The organism is uncultured Succiniclasticum sp. (assembly GCF_902793885.1).
In the GTDB taxonomy this organism is placed as follows: domain Bacteria; phylum Bacillota; class Negativicutes; order Acidaminococcales; family Acidaminococcaceae; genus Succiniclasticum.
Map to the genome: position 1 here is coordinate 1 of NZ_CADBFF010000034.1, position 19,179 is coordinate 19,179.

Annotated in this window: 17 protein-coding genes; 16 read left to right on the forward strand and 1 reads right to left on the reverse strand. The window is 51.6% G+C overall.

Features of this window, described 5'->3' with window-relative positions:
* From QZV31_RS11995 to QZV31_RS12070, 16 genes are all read left to right on the forward strand, one after another.
* A partial coding sequence (locus QZV31_RS11995; protein ID WP_295360964.1) for a GGDEF domain-containing protein occupies positions 1-1,611 on the forward strand: 1,611 nt, incomplete at its 5' end.
* Between the two features lie 187 nt (positions 1,612-1,798).
* Positions 1,799-2,743, forward strand: coding sequence for a LysR family transcriptional regulator (locus QZV31_RS12000; protein ID WP_295360967.1), 945 nt, complete (start codon positions 1,799-1,801; stop codon positions 2,741-2,743).
* Between the two features lie 181 nt (positions 2,744-2,924).
* Positions 2,925-4,388: an MATE family efflux transporter gene (locus QZV31_RS12005; protein WP_295360970.1), complete on the forward strand. Its 1,464-nt coding sequence runs from the start codon at positions 2,925-2,927 to the stop codon at positions 4,386-4,388.
* A 127-nt stretch (positions 4,389-4,515) separates the two neighbouring features.
* Entirely contained in the window at positions 4,516-5,517 is a 1,002-nt protein-coding gene (locus QZV31_RS12010; protein WP_295360973.1) for an alpha/beta hydrolase, read from the forward strand.
* A 180-nt stretch (positions 5,518-5,697) separates the two neighbouring features.
* Positions 5,698-6,312 carry a flavodoxin gene (locus QZV31_RS12015; protein WP_295360976.1) on the forward strand — a complete coding sequence of 205 codons (615 nt, stop codon included), beginning with the start codon at positions 5,698-5,700 and terminating at the stop codon, positions 6,310-6,312.
* 183 nt (positions 6,313-6,495) lie between these two features.
* The gene (locus tag QZV31_RS12020) at positions 6,496-7,374 is read left to right on the forward strand and encodes a LysR family transcriptional regulator (protein ID WP_295360978.1); all 879 of its coding nucleotides are present in this window, start codon (positions 6,496-6,498) and stop codon (positions 7,372-7,374) included.
* A 293-nt stretch (positions 7,375-7,667) separates the two neighbouring features.
* The gene (locus tag QZV31_RS12025) at positions 7,668-8,033 is read left to right on the forward strand and encodes a MerR family transcriptional regulator (protein WP_295360981.1); all 366 of its coding nucleotides are present in this window, start codon (positions 7,668-7,670) and stop codon (positions 8,031-8,033) included.
* A gap of 5 nt (positions 8,034-8,038) precedes the next feature.
* On the forward strand, positions 8,039-8,731 hold the full coding sequence (locus QZV31_RS12030) for a flavodoxin family protein (RefSeq protein WP_295360984.1): 693 nt from the start codon (positions 8,039-8,041) through the stop codon (positions 8,729-8,731).
* 14 nt (positions 8,732-8,745) lie between these two features.
* On the forward strand, positions 8,746-9,276 hold the full coding sequence (locus QZV31_RS12035) for a flavodoxin family protein (protein ID WP_295360987.1): 531 nt from the start codon (positions 8,746-8,748) through the stop codon (positions 9,274-9,276).
* 151 nt (positions 9,277-9,427) lie between these two features.
* Positions 9,428-10,810 (forward strand): MATE family efflux transporter, encoded by a 1,383-nt coding sequence (locus tag QZV31_RS12040; RefSeq protein WP_295360990.1) that lies wholly within the window; start codon positions 9,428-9,430, stop codon positions 10,808-10,810.
* 221 nt (positions 10,811-11,031) lie between these two features.
* Entirely contained in the window at positions 11,032-11,655 is a 624-nt protein-coding gene (locus QZV31_RS12045) for a flavodoxin family protein (protein WP_295360993.1), read from the forward strand.
* A 101-nt stretch (positions 11,656-11,756) separates the two neighbouring features.
* A complete protein-coding gene (locus QZV31_RS12050) occupies positions 11,757-12,290 on the forward strand; it encodes a flavodoxin (RefSeq protein WP_295360996.1) in 534 nt (177 codons plus the stop codon).
* Between the two features lie 459 nt (positions 12,291-12,749).
* On the forward strand, positions 12,750-13,640 hold the full coding sequence (locus QZV31_RS12055; protein WP_366508729.1) for a DUF362 domain-containing protein: 891 nt from the start codon (positions 12,750-12,752) through the stop codon (positions 13,638-13,640).
* 184 nt (positions 13,641-13,824) lie between these two features.
* Positions 13,825-15,333, forward strand: a complete 1,509-nt coding sequence (locus QZV31_RS12060; protein ID WP_295361001.1) for an FAD-dependent oxidoreductase — start codon at positions 13,825-13,827, stop codon at positions 15,331-15,333.
* Positions 15,334-15,503: 170 nt separating this feature from the next.
* The gene (locus QZV31_RS12065; RefSeq protein WP_295361004.1) at positions 15,504-16,868 is read left to right on the forward strand and encodes a GGDEF domain-containing protein; all 1,365 of its coding nucleotides are present in this window, start codon (positions 15,504-15,506) and stop codon (positions 16,866-16,868) included.
* Positions 16,869-16,955: 87 nt separating this feature from the next.
* Positions 16,956-18,335: a GGDEF domain-containing protein gene (locus QZV31_RS12070; protein WP_295361006.1), complete on the forward strand. Its 1,380-nt coding sequence runs from the start codon at positions 16,956-16,958 to the stop codon at positions 18,333-18,335.
* 415 nt (positions 18,336-18,750) lie between these two features.
* Here QZV31_RS12070 and QZV31_RS12075 read toward each other — a convergent pair.
* Positions 18,751-19,179: sodium ion-translocating decarboxylase subunit beta (locus QZV31_RS12075; protein ID WP_295361009.1), on the reverse strand; the 429-nt coding region annotated here is incomplete at its 5' end.

Sequence of the window (19,179 nt, forward strand, 5' to 3'; positions counted from 1 at the left end):
ATGAAGTGGCTCTCGTTTCCCGGAACACTGGCTCTAAAAAATCCGGAACAGTGGCTCTCAACTACCGGACAGGTGGCTCAACCGGGTGCGGAAAATCCAAAAATGAACCCCGTAATTTCCCAGGACTATCAGAGTTTTATGACAAACAATCGAATCAAGGTGAACCAGTACCTGAACCGGATCCTCTGGCTTTTTACACTGGCAGGGCCGGCGATCGCAGTAGGCGTGGATGCCGGCATTTTTCCGGATATAACGTTTCGCAGTTGTTGTATGATTTCCTTGCTGATTGCCGTGATGTCCGCCATACATCTGGCGGCAGTGAAGAAGTTTCCCAATTCGCTGTTTACGAGCGTGTTCGCGCTTACCGCGCTGGATATCCTGATCGTTTATATGGCGTATTGCCATGTAAGCATCCATCTGACGTGGTTCCTTGTGCCTCTCCTGAGCATTCTGTTTTGTGACCGGCTGCTGTATTTCTATACGCTGTGTCTGAACTATATACTGATGCTTGAGACGACATGGATGACAGCGCCTTACTATTTCGGCCGGGGATCCCGTTATGAGAATCCGCTCTCTTATTTTTTGGATGTAATGGGGGGCTTTACCATCGAAACGCTGGTGATGGCTGTTTCCGGCTATATGATTGTAAAGCTGGTCGTGAATTATTTTAAGGATACCTTCCGGAAAAATGAAGTGATCAAAGAGCAGAAGCAGGAAGTACATGAAAAAATGGAAGTCCTGGAGTCCATGGTGGAAATCTTCGACAATGTGAATCTGATCAGCTTTGTGGATAATACGGAGATGTCCTTGCGGGATGCGGAGCAGAAGAAACACGGGATCGACATGAAGGCGCAGACACATACGCTGATGAACCAGCGGCTGAAAAATACTGTGATGCCCAGCCATTTGGATAATTTCCTGACATTTACGAACATAACGACGGTACGGGAGCGGCTCCGGCACAAAAAGATTATCAGCGGTGACTTTATCGATGTGGTGGCAGGCTGGTTCAGGGCTCAGTACATTACCGTTGACGCTGCGCCGGATGGCTTGCCGAATGTTGTGATTTACACGACCCGAAACGTGGAAAACGAAAAAAGGCGCGAGGAGCATTTGATCCGGCTTTCCATGACGGATGAAATGACCCGGCTCTATAACCGCAGGTGCTATGATGACGATCTGGCCGAATACCGGAATAGACTGCCGGAACCCGGGTTTGTGATGTTTTCGGTTGACTTAAACGGATTAAAAGCGGTCAACGATGCCAAGGGACATATGGCAGGAGACGAACTGATCAAAGGCGCTGCGGACTGCCTTCTCTTATCCGTGGGGCAGTCGGGGAAAGCCTATCGGACCGGCGGCGATGAGTTTATGGCCATTGTTTATACAAAAGAACCGGAAAAGATTCGGCAGGAGATTGGGCGCAGGGCAGGCAACTGGCACGGCATGTTTACGGAAGGGATGACCATGTCTGTAGGCTATGCAGCGGCCAGCGACCATCCGGGCGCTACGGTAGAAGATCTGGAGCACAGGGCCGACGCGGACATGTATGCCGAAAAGGAACGGTATTATAAGCAGGCCGGGATTGACAGACGCCACAGACAGTCCTGATGACGGCAAGTCGTTTTGGTTGGAAGCAGACTTGCGGAGGGCGGAGACTGTAGGGATGACGACAAGTCGTTTCTAGTGAAGGCAGATTTGCGGACTGCGGAGGTTGTAGGGATGACGGCAAAGTCGTTTCTGGCGAAGGCAGATGTTAGGATAACCGGGTTGGTTTGGTAAAAGTGAGGAATTCATTATGGAACTGCGCCAGCTTTTGTATTTTGTTACCTGTGCGCGTTGCGGGTCGCTGACAACGGCGGCGGAGGAACTTTATACGACGCAGCCCCATGTCAGTATGGTTATTCGCGAACTGGAAAAGGAACTGGGGACGCGCCTGTTTCTGCGCCGGTCTAACGGCGTGGAGCTGACGGAGGCGGGGGCCCGGGTTTACGGGTATGCCCAGGACACACTGCGAAACGCCGAACTGTTTCGTTCTGTGGGCTGCGAACAGCGGGAGCATTCGCTGCGTGTTCTGACAAACAACAGCAGCAACATGGCGGTCATGCTGACGGCGTTTTACAACGAGCGCACCCATGGCGATAAAACGACGCCGGGTCTTTATTTGCAATTTACGGAATGCGGCATTGAAAAGATGATTGCGCTTCTTTCGGCCAACGAGTATGATCTGGGTTTCCTTTTCGTACCGGATACAAAACGTTCCGCGCTCCGTTATCTGATTGACCGGCGCCAGCTCGCCTTTACACCGCTTCTTGATACGGATCTTGTGCTTTATGTAGGAAAAGATCATCCGCTGGCCAATCGTTCTTCCGTTACTCCGGCGGAGTTGGCATCGCTTTCTTTTATTCAATTGGAGGATGATTTTTTCACGGTGGAAGACCTTTTGACAGGATCGCCTGCGTTCAGTAAGCAGACGCTGGCCATCCGCCGCGTGGTGCGGACAAACAGCGACCACATGATGATCCGTATGCTCGAAAAAACAGAGCTTTGCAATTTGGGAAGCTATTGGCTCAGAGATACTTTTCGCCAGTATGATTTCCGCCGCATCCCCGTGGAGGGCATGCAGGGGCGCATTGCGTTCGGTTATATTTCGCGCAAAGGCACTCCGTTGAGTGCGGACACGGCTGACTTTCTGGAATTTTTGCGGCACACCTTACAGTCGGATGCGGTGGGGGCAAAATGAAATACGGAGAGGAAGAGCCGCTTCTTAATTTGTTTGTAAGTTGTCTGGCGCACAGAGAAAATATGCAGCGGACCCATAAGAATTTGTTATAACTAATCATAAAAATTAAGTCATATCGAAAACACGTCTTATTTGCTATACTTTTTTACAACAAGAAGATAGCAGGGAAGGCGTTTTTTTCATGAAAATTTTTTCTTGCAGTAAATCGAAACAGGAATCAATCTCAATAAAAGACGGAAATTCATCCGGGTCGCCGGAAGAAGCGGTCACGGGTGAGGTGCGCATGGACGTAGGTCCTATTCACCGGAAACTGCTGGCGTATGCCGCGCCGTTGTTACTTATGCAGCTTCTGCTGCAGTTTTATAATATTGCGGACTGTGCCGTGGTGGGACGGTTCGGCGGCGCTTTCGGTCTGGCGGCGGTGGGTGTTGCCGGGCTGGTGTTGGCGGTACATATCAATTTCTTTATCGGTTTTGGCGTCGGCGTCACGTCCGCTGTCTCGCGGCTCTTTGGCGCGCGGCAGTACGACAAACTGCGCCAGGCCATTGCTACCTCGGTGGCGATTGCAACGGCTGCAGGCATTTTTCTGACGCTGATGGGGGAACTGCTGGGCAAACGTTACTTGTTGTGGCTCTCCTGTCCGGCTGAAGCGATGGGGGATGCGCTTCTGTATGCCCAAATCTGTTTTCTCGGTCTGATTCCGCAACTCGTATATAATGTTGCCAACGGCGTTTTGCGTGCCCTTGGCAATACGAAAACACCGCTCTATTTTCTGGCGGGCTCGGCTGTTTTGAATGTGGTTCTTGATCTTGTACTGGCGGTGGGAATGCACTGCGGTCTGGAAGGCGTTGCCTGGGCTACGGTGTCGGCGCAGTGGGTGCTGGGGCTTGCCATGGTCTGGCGGCTTACGCGTCTTGACGAACGTTTCTGCCTGACTGCCGGCACAAAACTTCTGCCTATGTCCGAACTGTTCAGACTGCTGCGTCTCGGCATTCCGTCGGGCATGCAGGCCGCGTTTATGAGCATTTCCTCCCTTCTGATCCAGATTAGTATTGACGGCTTTGGTCCCGCGGCCATGGCGGGCATGGTGGTCTACGCGAAAATCGAGGGCTTCCTGTATTATCCGGCCTTTGCCTATGGAATGGCGCTGACGGGTTTTATCGGACAGAATCTTGGTTCAGGACGGCTTGACCGCGTGGAGGAAGCCATGCGCATCAGCCGGCGCACGGCGATTTACGGTACCATGGCTGTCTGTGCCGGCCTTATTCTGATCGCCGAACCGTTAGTTTCGTTTTTCACCGGAGACCCGGCGACCCTCGCAAACGCCCTTGCCGCCGTATACTGGACGTTCCCGTTCTATTTCCTCTATTCCCTGAACCAGGTGTACATCGGCGGGCTCAAAGGGTTAGGCGAGACGGGCATCCCCATGTTTTCCGCGCTGTTTGCTTACGCCCTGTTCCGTGTGTTGTGGTGCGAAGCGTTGCTGCCACACTGGTATGATATGGCGGTCATCTATAACGCCTATAACGTCAGTTTCCTTGTATCGCTGGCGATTCTCATCCCTTCCTACCGTCGTATGTATCATAGATTGATCGCATCCAAAGGAGAGGGAGTATCCATGCCTGAAAAGTATCGCTTGGCATAAAAAAGCAGTATTAGACATTTCAAGATGTTTTTTTTACAATAGGAGCAGGACGACGATCCTGCTCCTGTTTTTATTTTAAAAACGCATGTATGCGGATACAATACAAAGAAAGCGAGGAAATACATCTATGAGCCTGAAAGTAAAAGCAATGCTGGCAACGGCAGTCTTTAGTATCGGATTATTTGTCAACGCATCTCCTCTGTGGGCGGAGCCGCAGCCGCTGACGATTCCTTCTAACGGAATCGTGCTGCAGGGAAAGGCGAAAGAAAAGTACGCTGCGGATTATATGAAAACGTATTTCCAGAATATCCGTACCATGAAGGCTCCGGCTCCCTTCGAAGCGCCGGCCGGATGGAAGATGGAAACCGTTACGGTTAACGGCATTACCCTGGAACGGATGACGGCGGATCAGAAAAAGAGCGACCGGGTGTTGCTGCAGATGCACGGCGGCGGTTATGTAGGCGGCATGAGCAACAATCACCGCATTCTGGGATTGCGGCAGGCTACCCTGGCGGACGCGGGAGAAGTTTACTTTGTCAATTACCGCCTGGCGCCCGCTCATGTGTATCCTGCGGCACTGGAAGACGCGGTGGCTGTTTACAAAGAGCTGCTGAACCGTGGCATTAAAGGGGAAAACATTATTCTGACCGGTGACTCCGCCGGAGGGAACCTGGCTGTAGAACTTTCGCTGTATTTAAAGGAAAACAAGCTGCCTCAGCCCGGCGTCATCGCACTGGCTTCCCCCTGGACGACCTTTGAACATAAAAAGGGAACCTCCCGGTATTATAACGATGAAAAGGATGTCATTTTAGGAAAAGGGACGCCGCTGAACATTCCGGTCAAGGATGCGAAGTACAAAGGAAAGCTGAGCCGCAAGGATCCCCGGCTTTCGCCCATATATGCCGACCTGTCCGGTCTGCCCCCGATGCTGATTCAGGCAGGCGGCAACGAACTCTTCCTGACGGAAAGTGTGCGGCTGGCGGAGAAGGCTGCGGCAGACGGAACCACCGTTACGTTGACGGTCTATCCAGGCATGTCCCACGACTTTGCACTGCTGCTTCCCGAAATGCAGGACAGCATTGATTCGCTGAAGGAAATTGCCGATTTCGCCAACCGGTATATGAAATAATATTGAATGCGAAAAATCGATTTCGGTTTTATAGCATAAATCCGGAAAACGTTTTGCCGCTTGTACGAAAATTTTGCTTGACTTACAGTCAACTTTAATGATTATTATAAATATATGGAATTGATATGGAATCGCACGTTTTGAAATGTTCGTAATGCGAAAGGTAAGGAGGATACAATTATGCTGAAACGAATTATATTTACACTGTTAGCGCTTTGCCTGTGCATTCCTTTTACGGGATGCGGCGGGGAGAAAAAAGTGGAGGCGCCCAAGAGCGACGCGAAACCGGCGCCAGTAACCAAAAAGGCCGAAGCAGCTCCGGCGCCGGCAAACGGAAAAGTGCTGGTAGCGTATTTTTCCTGGGGAGGCACTACCCGCAAGGTAGCGCAGGCTATTCAGCAAAAGACCGGCGGCGATTTGTTTGAAATCAAAACGGAAAAGCCGTATCCTACGGATTACCATGCCACCATTGATATCGGCAAAAAAGAAAAAGAAGACAACGTTCGTCCCAAACTGGCCGGTCCGTTGCCTGACATGAAACAGTACGATGTCATCCTGCTGGGTTATCCCATCTGGTGGTACATTGAACCCATGGCTGTGAAAACCTTTGTGGAAGCGAAGGACCTGTCCGGCAAAACGATCCTTCCTTTTGCTACCAGCGGCGGCAGCGGGGTGGAAGGAAGCGTATCGGATCTGCGGAAGACCCTTCCCAATGCCAAGGTGAAAGACGGTATCCTGCTCAACTCCACCGGTGGCCTCGACGGCTGGCTGAAGGATAACGGGCTGGGAAAATAAACTAAGAGCAGGATCAATTTAGCGTACGCCTGCACAACGAAAGAGGCGTAGATGCGTTGAGAGAAATTGACGAAGTCAGTCACAAAAAGCACTGGTCAGCGTGCGGACGGATGAATCAGTGTTTCCTTCAGAAAATCGTTAAAGAAATCATGAAAGAAAACAGTTAGGGAAACGGAAAATGTTATGGAAATCCGTGTACTGAAGTATTTTCTTACAATTGCAAGGGAAGAGAACATCACCCGTGCGGCGGAACAGCTGCACATTACCCAGCCGACGCTGTCCCGGCAGATGATGCAGCTGGAAGAGGAACTGGGAGTTCGCCTGTTCCAGCGCAACCGCGTCAGCGTTACGCTCACGGAAGAAGGCCGGCTGCTGCGGCGGCGGGCGCAGGAAATTCTGGAGCTGGCGGAAAAAGCGGAACAGGAGATTATCCTGAACAGGGAAACGGTGACAGGTACCATTGGCATCGGCTGCGGTGAAACCCGGAACATGGAAGGCCTGTCCCGCCTGATGACATCCTTCCGGCAACACTATCCGGAGGTGGTGTTTCATATCTACACGGCCAATGCGGACGACGTGAAGGAAAAACTGGAGAACGGTACGCTGGATTTCGGGCTGCTGCTGGAACCGGTGGAAATCAGCCGGTTTAATTTTGTGCGTATGCCGCTGCGGGAACAATGGTGCGTTCTGATGCGCCGTGACTCTCCGCTGGCAGAAAAGGAAACGATAACGCCTGCCGATCTGGTAGGGGTGCCGTTGATCGTTGCCCGGCGCCATTCCGTGCGCAACGAACTGGATAACTGGTTCGGGGAGTATTATCGCCGGATGCATGTGGTAACGACCGTCAACCTTTCCTACAACAACTGTTCCATCATGGTAGAAAATCATGTGGGCGTAGGGCTGGTCCATGATTTTGGAGTTCCCGGGGATGCTCTCTGCCTGCGGCCGCTGTCACCGGAAATTGGAAACAACAGCGTATTGGTTTGGCGGAAAGAGCAGGTGTTTCCTCCGGCTGTGACAAAGTTTATTGAACATGTCCGGGCTGCGGCTCCGATGCTGTAATGATCGGCGCACGATTCCGTCTCCTTGATAATGATCTAAAAAGTGCATATAAGTTCTAAATATGAGTTCTAAAAAAACGCTGACGTTTCGTCGGCGTTTTTTACGTTTCGTCATGCCTGTAAAGCATGGTTTTTATGAAAAACCGGCATTGGACTTTCCGGAAGGGGTTTTGTAAAATGAAAGCAGATGAAATATCATAAACGGAACCTGGAAGATATAAGGAGACGCTGATTAATCAGCGTTTTCATAAACAGGAAAAATAGGATAAGGGAACCTGAAAGGGGAGGCATTCCATGACGATTGCGGAAGTGAGTGAAAAATATAAGATTCCGATTGCCCTGCTGCAACGCTACGCAACGGAAAAAACGGAAGCGAAAGGCACAGATAAAAAGCAAAGGCAGGCGGATTCGTACCGGTTTACGGAAAACGATATTGAACAGCTGAGCATGCGGATGACATTGCAGGATATCGGATTTGCGGAAGAGGAAATTGAGGCGTATCTCCGTCTGCGTAAGGATAATGAAAACTCCGCGGCAGCCTGCCTGATCATGCTGAATAAATTGCGCAGCAGGACGCTGGATATGATTCACGGCAAAGAGAAAGCGCTGGAACGGATTGATTACCTGCGCTATGAACTTCAGACACAGACGAAGGGGTGACAAACATGGACAGAAGAGAATTCCTGAAAGTAACCGGCGCAGGAGCGCTGACCCTGTTCCTCAGCGGCTGCGGCATCAACGCGGTCAGCGGGGACAGGAAAGCCGGCGCGGCGGCTTCAACTGGCAGCGCGGAAGCAAAACCCGGCGGCGTGTCCAATGGAAAGAAGATGAAAATCGTAGTTCTGTGCGGCAGTCCCCACAAGGCCGGCACCTCGGCTCTGCTGGCGGATAAGTTCATTGAAGGGGCGCAGGCGGCAGGGCATGAAGTGTTCCGTTTTAATGCCGCTTTTGAAGACATCAACCCCTGTCGGGGCTGCGATGCCTGCGGCATGAACGGCCCCTGTATCATTCAGGACGCCATTTCGGCAAAACTGATTCAGAAGCTGGTGGACTGCGATATGGTTGCCCTGGTGACCCCGCTGTATTATTACGGCTTTTCCGCCCAGATCAAAACGGTCATCGACCGCTTCTATTCCCGCACCGCCTCCATCCATAAAAAGAAGTCCATGCTGATGGCTACCGCCTGGAACAGTTCGGACATCACCTTCAACGCCTTGCAGGAGCATTATAATACGCTGGTGCGGTACATGGAATGGCAGGATGTGGGACGGGTGCTGGGGTATGGCTGCGGCAGCCTCTCTGCCATTGAAGGAAGCGAATTCCCGGAACAGGCATTCCGGATCGGCAAGAGCTTATAAGGAGGAAACGCAATATGAAAATCGTTGTGGTTACAGGCAGTCCGCATAAGGCCGGTACCTCGGCCATGCTGGCAGATAAATTTATCGAAGGAGCACAAAGCAAAGGTCATGACGTATTCCGCTTCAACGCAGCCTTTGAGGATATCCATCCCTGCCGGGGGTGTGATGCCTGCGGCATGAACGGCCCCTGCGTGCAGAAGGATGCCATTGAAGAAAAACTGATTCAGAAGCTGGTGGAATGTGATATGATCGTGTTGGTGACGCCTCTGTACTATTTCGGCTTTTCCGCCCAGCTTAAAACGGTCATCGACCGGTTCTATTCCCGTACCGGTTCCATCCATAAAAAGAAGTCGGCCCTGCTGGCCACTGCATGGAATAACGACAGCTGGACGATGACGGCGTTAAAAGCGCATTATACACGTCTTTGCCAATACATGGAGTGGCAGGACCAGGGACAGATTTATGCCACCGGCTGCGGTTACCGCAGCGCAATCGAAGGCACGGAATTCCCGGTTCAGGCTCTGGAATTAGGAAAGAAAGTGTGAGAACGGTCCGTATCGGTAACGGATGTGAAAATAATACGTTGAACCAGGCAACGACGTTGTAACGGATATGAAATACAATTGCCGAATCAGGCAACGGTACTGACGCTTTCGAGAGATTGACCGGAAACTGTGAAAGGTACTGTATCTGTTTATGCATCACATGAATCATCATCATCATCATCCGCATACGCTGATTGCGGATTTTACAACGGGAAATGTAAACCGGCAGCTTGTCAGTTTTGCCATGCCGATGTTCCTGTCCCATCTGCTGCAGATCGTCTACAATATGGCGGACATGATCATAGTAGGGCAGACGCTGGGAAAGGTGGGGCTTTCCGCTATTTCGGTAGGCGGGGACATCATGAACTGCATGACGTTTATCGCCATGGGTTTTTCCAGCGCAGGGCAGGTACTGATCGCCCAGTACATCGGCGCAAAGCAGCATGACAAGCTGAGCCGTTTTGTCGCCACCATGAGCGCGGCGTTGTTTGGCTTCGCCTGTTGCGTTACCGGGATAGGGCTGCTGTTCCGCCGTGAGATCATGGAACTGATGCATACGCCTCCCGAAGCGTTCGCGGAGGCCTTGTCCTATGCCGGCATTTCCATGGCAGGCATTGTCTTTGTTTACGGTTATAATGCGGTGAGCGCGATTCTGCGGGGCATGGGCGACGCGAAGCATCCGTTTTATTTCATCAGCCTTGCGGCGCTGCTGAATATTGTGCTGGATGTCATTTTTGTCATGCAGCTGGGCACGGGCGCCAAAGGCGCGGCGCTGGCCACCATTCTCAGCCAGGGCGTCAGCTTCCTGCTGTGTGCCGGGTTCATCTGCAAAAACAGGGGGCGGTATCATTTATCGCTTTCCTTTGGGCAGTTTTTCCGCCCGGAGAAAGAGATGCTGCTCTCTCTGCTGAAGCTGGGCGTACCCATGGCGATTAAAAACGCGGCGGTACAGTTTTCCAAAATGTTTGTCAACTCCTGGGTCAATTCCTTCGGCGTGGCGGTTTCCGCTTTTGCCGGTGTGGCCAACAAGATCAACATGTCTGTCAACATGATGTCCAATTCCGTGAACACGGCAGGGGCGTCCATGGTGGGACAGAACATCGGCGCGGCACAGTACGATAGGGTGCGGCAGATCGTGGTGGCGGTGTACCGCATCATGCTTGCGGTGGCTGCGGTTGCTTCTCTCGTCATCTATTTTTTCCCGGAACAGGTTTACGGTATTTTTACGGACGATCCGGCGGTCATCCGGATCGGCTACGAATATATTCCCATTGCGATCCTGGCTTTCTTCAGCTGCGCGGGACGAAGCGGAAGCAACGCGCTGATCAACGGCAGCGGAAACTCCCGCGTGAATTTTATCACAGCTGTGTTTGACGGAATTGTGCTGCGGCTGGGGCTGTCGGTATTATTCGGGATTGTGCTGGACATGAAATATATGGGCTTCTGGCTGGGGGATGCGCTGGCAAACTTTACGCCGCTGTGGGTGGGGCTGCTGTTTTATCATTCCGGCGCGTGGAAAAAGAAAGTCGTGTGAAGGGTTGTATAGAAGAAAGTCGTGTGAAAGATTTTATAATTGCTGTGTATTATGCGTTTTGGTTTTAGCACATTGCAGAAACTGTATTGTACAATCCATTTTTAAATACTATAATAAAATCAGTAATGTGGCGACTGATGATCGTCAGCAAACAGAAAAAGGAGGCGCTGATTCATCCGCGTTTCCGTAAACAAAATGGACAGACAAGAGGAGGTTTCACCATGAAAGTATTAGTAATCAACGGAAGTCCCAGGGCAAACCAGTGTACAGCAACGGCGCTGGACGAGGTGATGAAGACGCTGCAGGCGGAAGGCGTGGAAACCGAACTGATCCATGTGGGCAAGACCGCTGTCCGCGGCTGCATTAGCTGCAATTATTGCCGGACTCACGGCAAGTGTATGTTTAACGATATTGTCAATGAAACCGCCAAAAAGTTTGAAGAGGCTGACGGCATCATCATCGGGAGCCCGGTGTATTACGCTTCTCCTAACGGGACGCTGCTCTCGTTTTTGGACAGGCTGTTTTTCAGCACGCCTTTCTCCAAACACATGAAGGTAGGCGCGGCGGTAGTCAGCTGCCGGCGGAGCGGAGCCACGGCTTCGTTCGATGTGCTGAATAAATATTTCACGATTTCCGGCATGCAGGTGGTAGGCAGCACGTACTGGAACCAGGTACACGGTTTTACGGCCGAGGATGTGAAAAAAGATCTGGAAGGCTTGCAGACCATGCGCAACCTGGCCCGCAATATGGCTTTTCTGATGAAGGCCATTGCCGATGCCAAAGAAAAATACGGCCTGCCAAAACAGGAGACGGATGTATTCACCAGCTTCCCTGATGGGAAATGAAAGGTAATTTGACTATGAAACGAATTGTGTTACTGATTGTTATTGTTTTGTTGGCTGCTATTGTCATCAAAGGGCCGGATTCTTTGATCGGGCTGGCCTAAATGTCACGCTCGGCCTCCGATAACGGGGGCAGCCTGCCCAATGTTACCGGCAAAGCGACCGGTGTAACCGGAAAAAAAGTGCTGGTGGCGTATTTCAGCTGGGGCGGCAATACCCGCGAGGTGGCGAAACTGATCCACAGCAAAACCGGCGGCGATTTGTTTGAAATCAAAAAGGAAACACCTTATCCGAAAGAATATAAACCGACGACGGATGTCGGCAAACAGGAAGTGGAACAGGATGCCCGCCCGAAACTGGCCGGCCCGCTGCCCGACCTGAAGCAGTATGATGTAATCGTGCTGGGGTATCCTATCTGGTGGTATATTGAACCCATGCCGGTGAAAACCTTTGTGGAAGCACAGGATCTGTCCGGTAAAACGATCCTTCCGTTTGCCACCAGCGGCGGCAGCGGTATTGAGGGAAGCGTAGCGGATTTGCGGAAAACGCTGCCGAAATCGCAGGTGAAAGACGGCCTTCTGGCAAACATGACCGGCGGCATTGACCGCTGGCTGAAAGAGAACGGTCTGGTGAAATAACGGACAAGCGGACTGACATGTCGCGCACACAGTGAAAGACTGTACCTTGATTCAAATCCTGGTTGGCAGGGGATTGTCGCTGACATTTCGCGCATGCAGTGAAAGACTGTGCAATAAAGTCAGTCACAAAATCCACCAGTCACGTGCAGACAAAGTAGTCAGCGTTTCCTTAGTAAATTCCACAGAAATTTTACTTGACTTCCAGTGAACTTTAACGGGTAGAATAAATCGAAGCAGTTATATTATTTTAAATTCTTATATTGAGAGAATGATTGAAGAATCCAGGAGGACACTATGAAGCTATCTATGAAAAAAATCCTTCCCATCGTACTGACTGCGTCTCTGGTTGCGGCCTGCGGCAGCGCTACGGCCAAACAGCAGACGGCGCCGGAAAAGAAAGCGGAAGCCAAACCGGCAGCAACGGCCCAGGTTCACACCGACGGATCCAAATACATTCCCATGGATAAGCGGACCGGTGCGAAATCTGTGGTTTATTTTACCCGGGACCTGAGCGCCAAAGGACTGCAGAAAATTTATGAAAAGGTGAACCAGGATATCACAGGCAAAGTGGCCATCAAGCTGCACACCGGCGAAAAGAACGGCCCCAATATTATTCCCCGTCCCTGGGTGAAGGAACTGATTGAAAAGGATATTCCGGGCGCGACGATTGTGGAAACCAACACCTACTATAACGGCGACCGCTACACCACGGAAGGACATCGGGAGACGCTGAAGGTGAACGGCTGGACCTTCTGCCCGGTGGACATCCTGGACGAAGAGGGTACGGTGATGCTGCCGGTAAAAGGCGGTAAATATTTTAAGGAAATGTCTATGGGCAGCCACATCACCAAGTATGATTCCCTGGTGACCCTGACCCACTTTAAGGGACATACCATGGGCGGTTTCGGCGGCTCCAACAAAAATCTGGCTATCGGTATGGCGGACGGACGCATCGGCAAAAAAATGATCCATACCGGCGACACCGGTTCTCAGTGGGGCATTGCCAAGGAAGAATTTATGGAACGCATGGTGGAATCCACCAAGGCGACGGTTGACCATTTCGGGAAACACATTACCTTTATCAACGTGCTGCGGAACATGTCTGTGTCCTGCGACTGCGAAGGGACTGCGGCTGCGCCGGTAACCACGCCGGATATCGGTATCCTGGCTTCCAAGGATATTCTGGCATTGGATCAGGCTTCCGTGGATATGGTTTACGCCCTCCACGACGGCAAAGGCCACGACCTGATCGAACGGATGGAAAGCCGTCACGGTCTGCGGCAGCTTACCTACATGAAAGAGATGGGCATGGGAAACGACCTGTACGAAATCGTAGACCTGGATAAGTAAAAAACGCGGACAATTCAAATTTAATAATCTATAGGATTCAAACTCCCGGTACCTTGCGCGATGCGCTGGCGCCGGGAGTTTTTTTGGAAAATTAGGGATTGAACGAGGAAGTAAAAATACAGTATAATATAAGTATGAAGATTGTATTGCATCGCATTGAGACTGAATCAGGAGGAAAACGTATATGGAAAAAATGTTCTCCATTCCCATTTCCCGTCGCGATTTCATGAAGATGACAGGACTGGCTGCAGCCGGCGTATTGGCCGTGAATACCGTAGGCATGCCGGAAACCGTTTTGGCTGCGCCGGCAGGCGGGGGACACGGTACGATAAAGTATGCAGGTAAGGAAATCCCGGTGCTGTATTCTGTAGATGTGTGCGTAGCAGGCGGCGGACCTTCGGGGACGGCTGCTGCGATTATGGCTGCCCGGAATGGAGCCAAAACGCTGCTCATTGAGCGGGGCGTGGCGTTGGGCGGTCTGGCAGTGCTGGGCTGCGTTTATCCCTTTATGGATACCCATGCGCCGGACAGTGACACGCCGTATGTAGCGGAGGTGAAGAATCGGCTGCGGAAGCACGGCATTGAACCTTTTGACGGCGTGACGCAGCAGACCTGGCACAACCCGGAAACCCTGGCCTTGATTTATGATGAGATGTGCGAAGAGGCGGGGGTGGAAATCCTATACCAGACGGTGCTGGTAGATACGGTGCGTTCCGGTCACGTCATTGAGGCCTGCATTGTCCAGACCATTGCGGGACTGGCTGCGATCCGCGCCAGAACATTTATTGACAGCACAGGGGATGCGTTTCTCTCCCGGGCGGCCGGCGTACCCTTTGAACGGGGTTATGAAAAGACAGGAAACAACCAGCCGCTGTCTTTCCGCTTTGAAATGGGAGGCATTGATATAGACAGGCTTTATCAGCATGTGGCAGTGGAATTGCAGGAGGACTGGTGCAAATCCAAGCCTCCCTATTTTGAGATCGCCGAAGCCATGCACCGCAAGCAGCGGTACAAGTTGGAAGAATTCATGGCGAAAGGCGTGGAAAGCGGTGAAATCACACAGGAAGAAGCGGAGTATATGCAGGCCTATACCATTATCGGTAAAAATGGCGTGATGAGCATGAACTGTCCCGAAATCCCGGTGAAGTTTTCGGCGACTGACCCGGTTTCCTACAGCAAGGCGGTGACCTACGGACGGAAAATGATGCACCATATCGCCGATTGCCTGATCCATCATCTGCCCGGTTTTGAAAAAGCGTTCATCAGCCGTGAGGCGGCTATGCTGGGGGCCAGGGAATCCTGGCGGATTCGCGGCAGGCATTATCTGGTGGAAGATGACTACCATGACCAGAGTCGTTTTTCGGATGCGGTCTGCCGTACGGCGTGGTTTATTGACGCCCACGGGGAGAAGGTTTCGGAGAAGCTGCCCAAGGGCGGATTCTATGAAATTCCCTACGGCTCTTTGGTAACGAAGGAAATCGAAAACCTGATCGTGACGGGACGCTGTATCAGCGCCAGCTTTATCCTGCAGGCGTCCATGCGTATCCAGCCTACCTGTATGAGCATCGGGGAAGCGGCGGGAATTGCGGCGGCCTGGGGTCTGTCTCATAGAATTGCGGCTAATGAAATCAAATGGGATGCGATACCGGTTGCAAAACGCAGTTATGTATCCGCGGCAAAGGCGAAAGCATAAAGTTACGTGAGCGTGAATCGGCAGAAGCGTCCTTGTTATTTTCGCCAAAATCTGATAAAATAACAGTGGTTAATTGTCTATTTTAATAAGTTGATAAACTCTCCTCAGGCAACGGTAAATCACGTATTCAGCTTAACACGTTGAACTTGACAGCGCAGGAGACAGGAAAGATGAAAAGCACGCAGCCACAGAAAAAGGTCGGGGGGATCACGGCGAATTCGTTCATGCGCCCGATTATCGCAATACTTGCTGTATTGGATATTGCTATTATCGGCATGTTTTTACAGATCAATTCAGGAGCCAGCCGGCTTTCTACTGTAATGACCAATGTGGGTGTGTACATAGGGGAAGCGAATTCCCTGCTGGCAGGCGTTAGTCTCCTGAATCAGACGGCGGCCAACTTTGTCCTTGTGCCTGTAAAGAAAACAGGGGAGTTCAACGCGGCGCCGCTTACGGTTTATGCAAACACGCTGAGCAGACACCGGCGGGGCAGTGACGTTCTGGAACGGTTCCGGGATTATGAAGTCAGTGAAAAGGCGCGGTCGTATCTTTCTGCCGCGGCCCGGGACGCCGACAGGATGACAGAAATACAGCTCCATGCCCTGGCTCTTGTGAATGCCGTGCATCCGTTTCCCGGTACAGCTTCGTTGAATCAGTTGCCGTTACCTGCGTTGCAAAATACGGATCAGGCGCTGTCCGATGCGGACAAACTGGAAAAAGCCAGACGGCTTGTGCTGGATTCCTATGAGGATCTGGATATGTTTTCCGTATCCCGGAATGTTACGGCCTGCGTGCAGGAAATCCGAAACGATGCCAGTGCCCAGGCGGCAGCAGCAGGAAAACGCGTCGCCATCCTGCGAACCGGACTGTGGATTGCCACCATTCTGATTACCGTGATACTGGTCATAACATTTATGATCCTGTATAAACAGATGATCAATCCGCTGACGGGATTTGTGCGGCTGATCGCATCCAACCAGTTTCTGGACGATAAAGAAGGCATGCGGGAAGTCCGTCAGGTGGCTTCGGCCTATAACAATCTGGAAAAACGCCGTGAAGCGCTGCGTTCTGTAGCGGAAACAGATTCGCTGACCAATCTTCCCAACCGGTACCGGTTTGAGAAATATATACTGGGTGCAGGGGACAGCGGGTATTCCCTTGCCATCCTGATGTTTGATATCAATTACCTGAAAGAGACTAATGATACCCTGGGCCATTCTGCCGGGGACCAGCTGATCCAAAAAGTTGCGCATTGCATTTCGTCCTGCTTCGGAGAGAATTCATTCCGCATTGGCGGGGATGAATTTGTTGCTGTAATCAAAGATTGTGAACGGGAAACGATACAGCAGATGATCGATCGTTTTGAAGAAACAGCACGGAAAGAGAAGGTCAGCGTTTCGCTGGGCTATTCCTATACCGAGGAAATCGGGGACACGCCGCTGCAGGAGATGATCGACGAAGCGGATAAGCAGATGTACGTGCAGAAACAGGAAGCCCATAAAAACATTAACCAGTATTTCCTTAGAACCGTCTGACTGCCATTGTAGAGTGAAACGACCGGATCTGTACGGGCAGTTTAGTATACAGGAAACAACGAAAACTTATTCAGGAGACACAGTGCCATGAAAAGTACCCAGCCACAACAAGTTGCCGGAGGAACGAAGACGATTGGGGGCATTGCCGCCAATTCACTCATGCGGCCTATCATTATCGTACTTGCTTTGTTGCATGTTGCAATCATCGGGCTGATCATGCAAATCAACGCTACCAGTGCGGAACTTTCCGAGACCATGAAAACTGCCGGGCAGCAAATCGAAGAGGCGACGTCTGTTCTGGCAGGCGCCAGCCTGTTGTCGGAAACATCGACCAATTTTATCCTGATGCCGGTGACGGAACACGGCGAAATCAATGTTGCTCCGCTGGTGGCTTTTGCCACTGAAATACAGAGACCGCGTCGTGGCAACCAGGTGTTGGAACGGTTCCGTAATTATGACGTGAGCCCGGATGCAATTCAACGTCTTACGGCTGCGGCGGGAAACGCGGAACTGTTAAAGGACGCGCAGTTGCATGCGTTGGCGTTGATCAATTCTGTGTATCCGCTGCCCAAAGTTTATCCTCTGAACCAGATTCCGCTGCCGGAACTGACCGAATCGGAAAAGGCTTTACCGAAAGAGGAGAAGCTCGCCCAGTCAAAGATTATCGCGTTAGGTGCCGTAGCAAACATGAACAAGCGGGCTGTATCGGAGAACACCAATGCCTGCTCGGACATTATCAAGGCTAACGCCGGTGCAAAAGCTGCGGAAATCGGAAAAAAGATTGCTATCCTGCGGCTCATCCTGTTGGGCGGCGCAGGGGTGATTATGGTAATTCTGGTGGGCACCTTTGTAGCTCTTTATAAACAAATGATCCATCCGTTGATGGGGTTTGTACAGCTGATTACAGCCAATCAGCCGTTGAATGAAGAAAAAGGGCTGCAGGAAGTCAGAATGGTGGCTTCGGCCTATAACAGCCTGCGCAAGCGTCGGGATGCCCTGGACGCGATTTTGCGTTCCGCCGCCGAGACCGACGCCCTGACCAATCTCCCCAACCGGTACCGCTTTGAACAGTACCTGCTGGACGCAGGGGAGAGCGGTTATTCCCTTGCTATCCTCATGTTTGACATCAACTTCCTGAAAGAGACCAACGATACCCTGGGCCATTCTGCCGGGGACAAACTGATTCGTAAGGCGGCAGAATGCATTACGTCCTGCTTTGGCGACAAGTCGTTCCGTATTGGCGGCGATGAATTCGCGGCGGTGGTGGAGGACTGCAAACCGGAAATGGTGCAGCAGATGATCTACCGTTTCCGGGAAGTGGGCGAGCGCGAAAATGTCAGCATATCCGTAGGGTACGCCTATGCGGAAAAAATCAACGAGGCAACGATCAAGCAGATGATCGACGAAGCGGACAAGCTGATGTATGCGGAGAAACAGGCTGCCCATCATCACAGGCTGGCGCGTTAAAGATGAGGAGACGTTGATTCATTCGTCTGCACGCTGACCTTCGGTCTTGCACAAAACTCATGTAATCAGCGTGTCCATAAAAGAATCGGGGACGTCTTCATCAATCATTTCATGATATTGAACAAACTCATGTAATCAGTGTCTTAAAGTCAAACACCCTGCACGTTTTCCGGAGTACCGGAAACGCACAGGGTGTTCTTTTTTTAACTTCACTGACGGCGGAAGCTCTAAAGCCGTGTTACCGCAAGGGTGTCTCATGTCCTTGGGAAAAGAGGAGGAGTGAAGTTAAAGGACAACAGCGAAACAGCCTTCGCAGTCGCCCTTATAATAACCACGCCCGCTACAGTATGGTTATTATTGAAAGAGGTCCGGCCGCTGCTGCAGCCGGAGAAAAGAAGAAACTACACGGCAACCATTATTTGCCTGCAGGTCCGATCATAGCCAGCATGGTGCCCGCTGCTACTGCGGTACCGATAACGCCTGCTACGTTGGGGCCCATGGCATGCATCAACAGGAAGTTGGAAGGATTTGCCTTCTGGCCAACAACCTGGGACACACGTGCAGCCATCGGAACGGCGGATACACCGGCCGAACCGATCAGCGGATTGACTTTGCCGCCGGACGTGATCTTCATCAGCTGACCAAAGAGACAACCCATGGCCGTGCCGGCGGCGAAAGCAACCAGACCTAAGCAGATGATCAGGATGGTCTGGTATTTCAGGAACTTATCCGCTTCCATGGTCAGACCGGTACCAACGGACAGGAAAATCGTTACGATGTTCATCAGTGCGTTCTGGGCAGTGTCGCTCAGACGGTCCAGGCAGCCGGCTTCCTTATACAGGTT

Excerpts from the sequence above, each read along its gene's own strand:
- QZV31_RS12000 (WP_295360967.1), top strand. The coding sequence starts at position 1,799 with ATGGAACTGCGCCAGCTTTTGTATTTTGTTACCTGTGCGCGTTGCGGG.
- QZV31_RS12005 (WP_295360970.1), top strand. The coding sequence starts at position 2,925 with ATGAAAATTTTTTCTTGCAGTAAATCGAAACAGGAATCAATCTCAATA.
- QZV31_RS12010 (WP_295360973.1), top strand. The coding sequence starts at position 4,516 with ATGAGCCTGAAAGTAAAAGCAATGCTGGCAACGGCAGTCTTTAGTATC.
- QZV31_RS12015 (WP_295360976.1), top strand. The coding sequence starts at position 5,698 with ATGCTGAAACGAATTATATTTACACTGTTAGCGCTTTGCCTGTGCATT.
- QZV31_RS12020 (WP_295360978.1), top strand. The coding sequence starts at position 6,496 with ATGGAAATCCGTGTACTGAAGTATTTTCTTACAATTGCAAGGGAAGAG.
- QZV31_RS12025 (WP_295360981.1), top strand. The coding sequence starts at position 7,668 with ATGACGATTGCGGAAGTGAGTGAAAAATATAAGATTCCGATTGCCCTG.
- QZV31_RS12030 (WP_295360984.1), top strand. The coding sequence starts at position 8,039 with ATGGACAGAAGAGAATTCCTGAAAGTAACCGGCGCAGGAGCGCTGACC.
- QZV31_RS12035 (WP_295360987.1), top strand. The coding sequence starts at position 8,746 with ATGAAAATCGTTGTGGTTACAGGCAGTCCGCATAAGGCCGGTACCTCG.
- QZV31_RS12040 (WP_295360990.1), top strand. The coding sequence starts at position 9,428 with ATGCATCACATGAATCATCATCATCATCATCCGCATACGCTGATTGCG.
- QZV31_RS12045 (WP_295360993.1), top strand. The coding sequence starts at position 11,032 with ATGAAAGTATTAGTAATCAACGGAAGTCCCAGGGCAAACCAGTGTACA.
- QZV31_RS12050 (WP_295360996.1), top strand. The coding sequence starts at position 11,757 with ATGTCACGCTCGGCCTCCGATAACGGGGGCAGCCTGCCCAATGTTACC.
- QZV31_RS12055 (WP_366508729.1), top strand. The coding sequence starts at position 12,750 with ATGGATAAGCGGACCGGTGCGAAATCTGTGGTTTATTTTACCCGGGAC.
- QZV31_RS12060 (WP_295361001.1), top strand. The coding sequence starts at position 13,825 with ATGGAAAAAATGTTCTCCATTCCCATTTCCCGTCGCGATTTCATGAAG.
- QZV31_RS12065 (WP_295361004.1), top strand. The coding sequence starts at position 15,504 with ATGAAAAGCACGCAGCCACAGAAAAAGGTCGGGGGGATCACGGCGAAT.
- QZV31_RS12070 (WP_295361006.1), top strand. The coding sequence starts at position 16,956 with ATGAAAAGTACCCAGCCACAACAAGTTGCCGGAGGAACGAAGACGATT.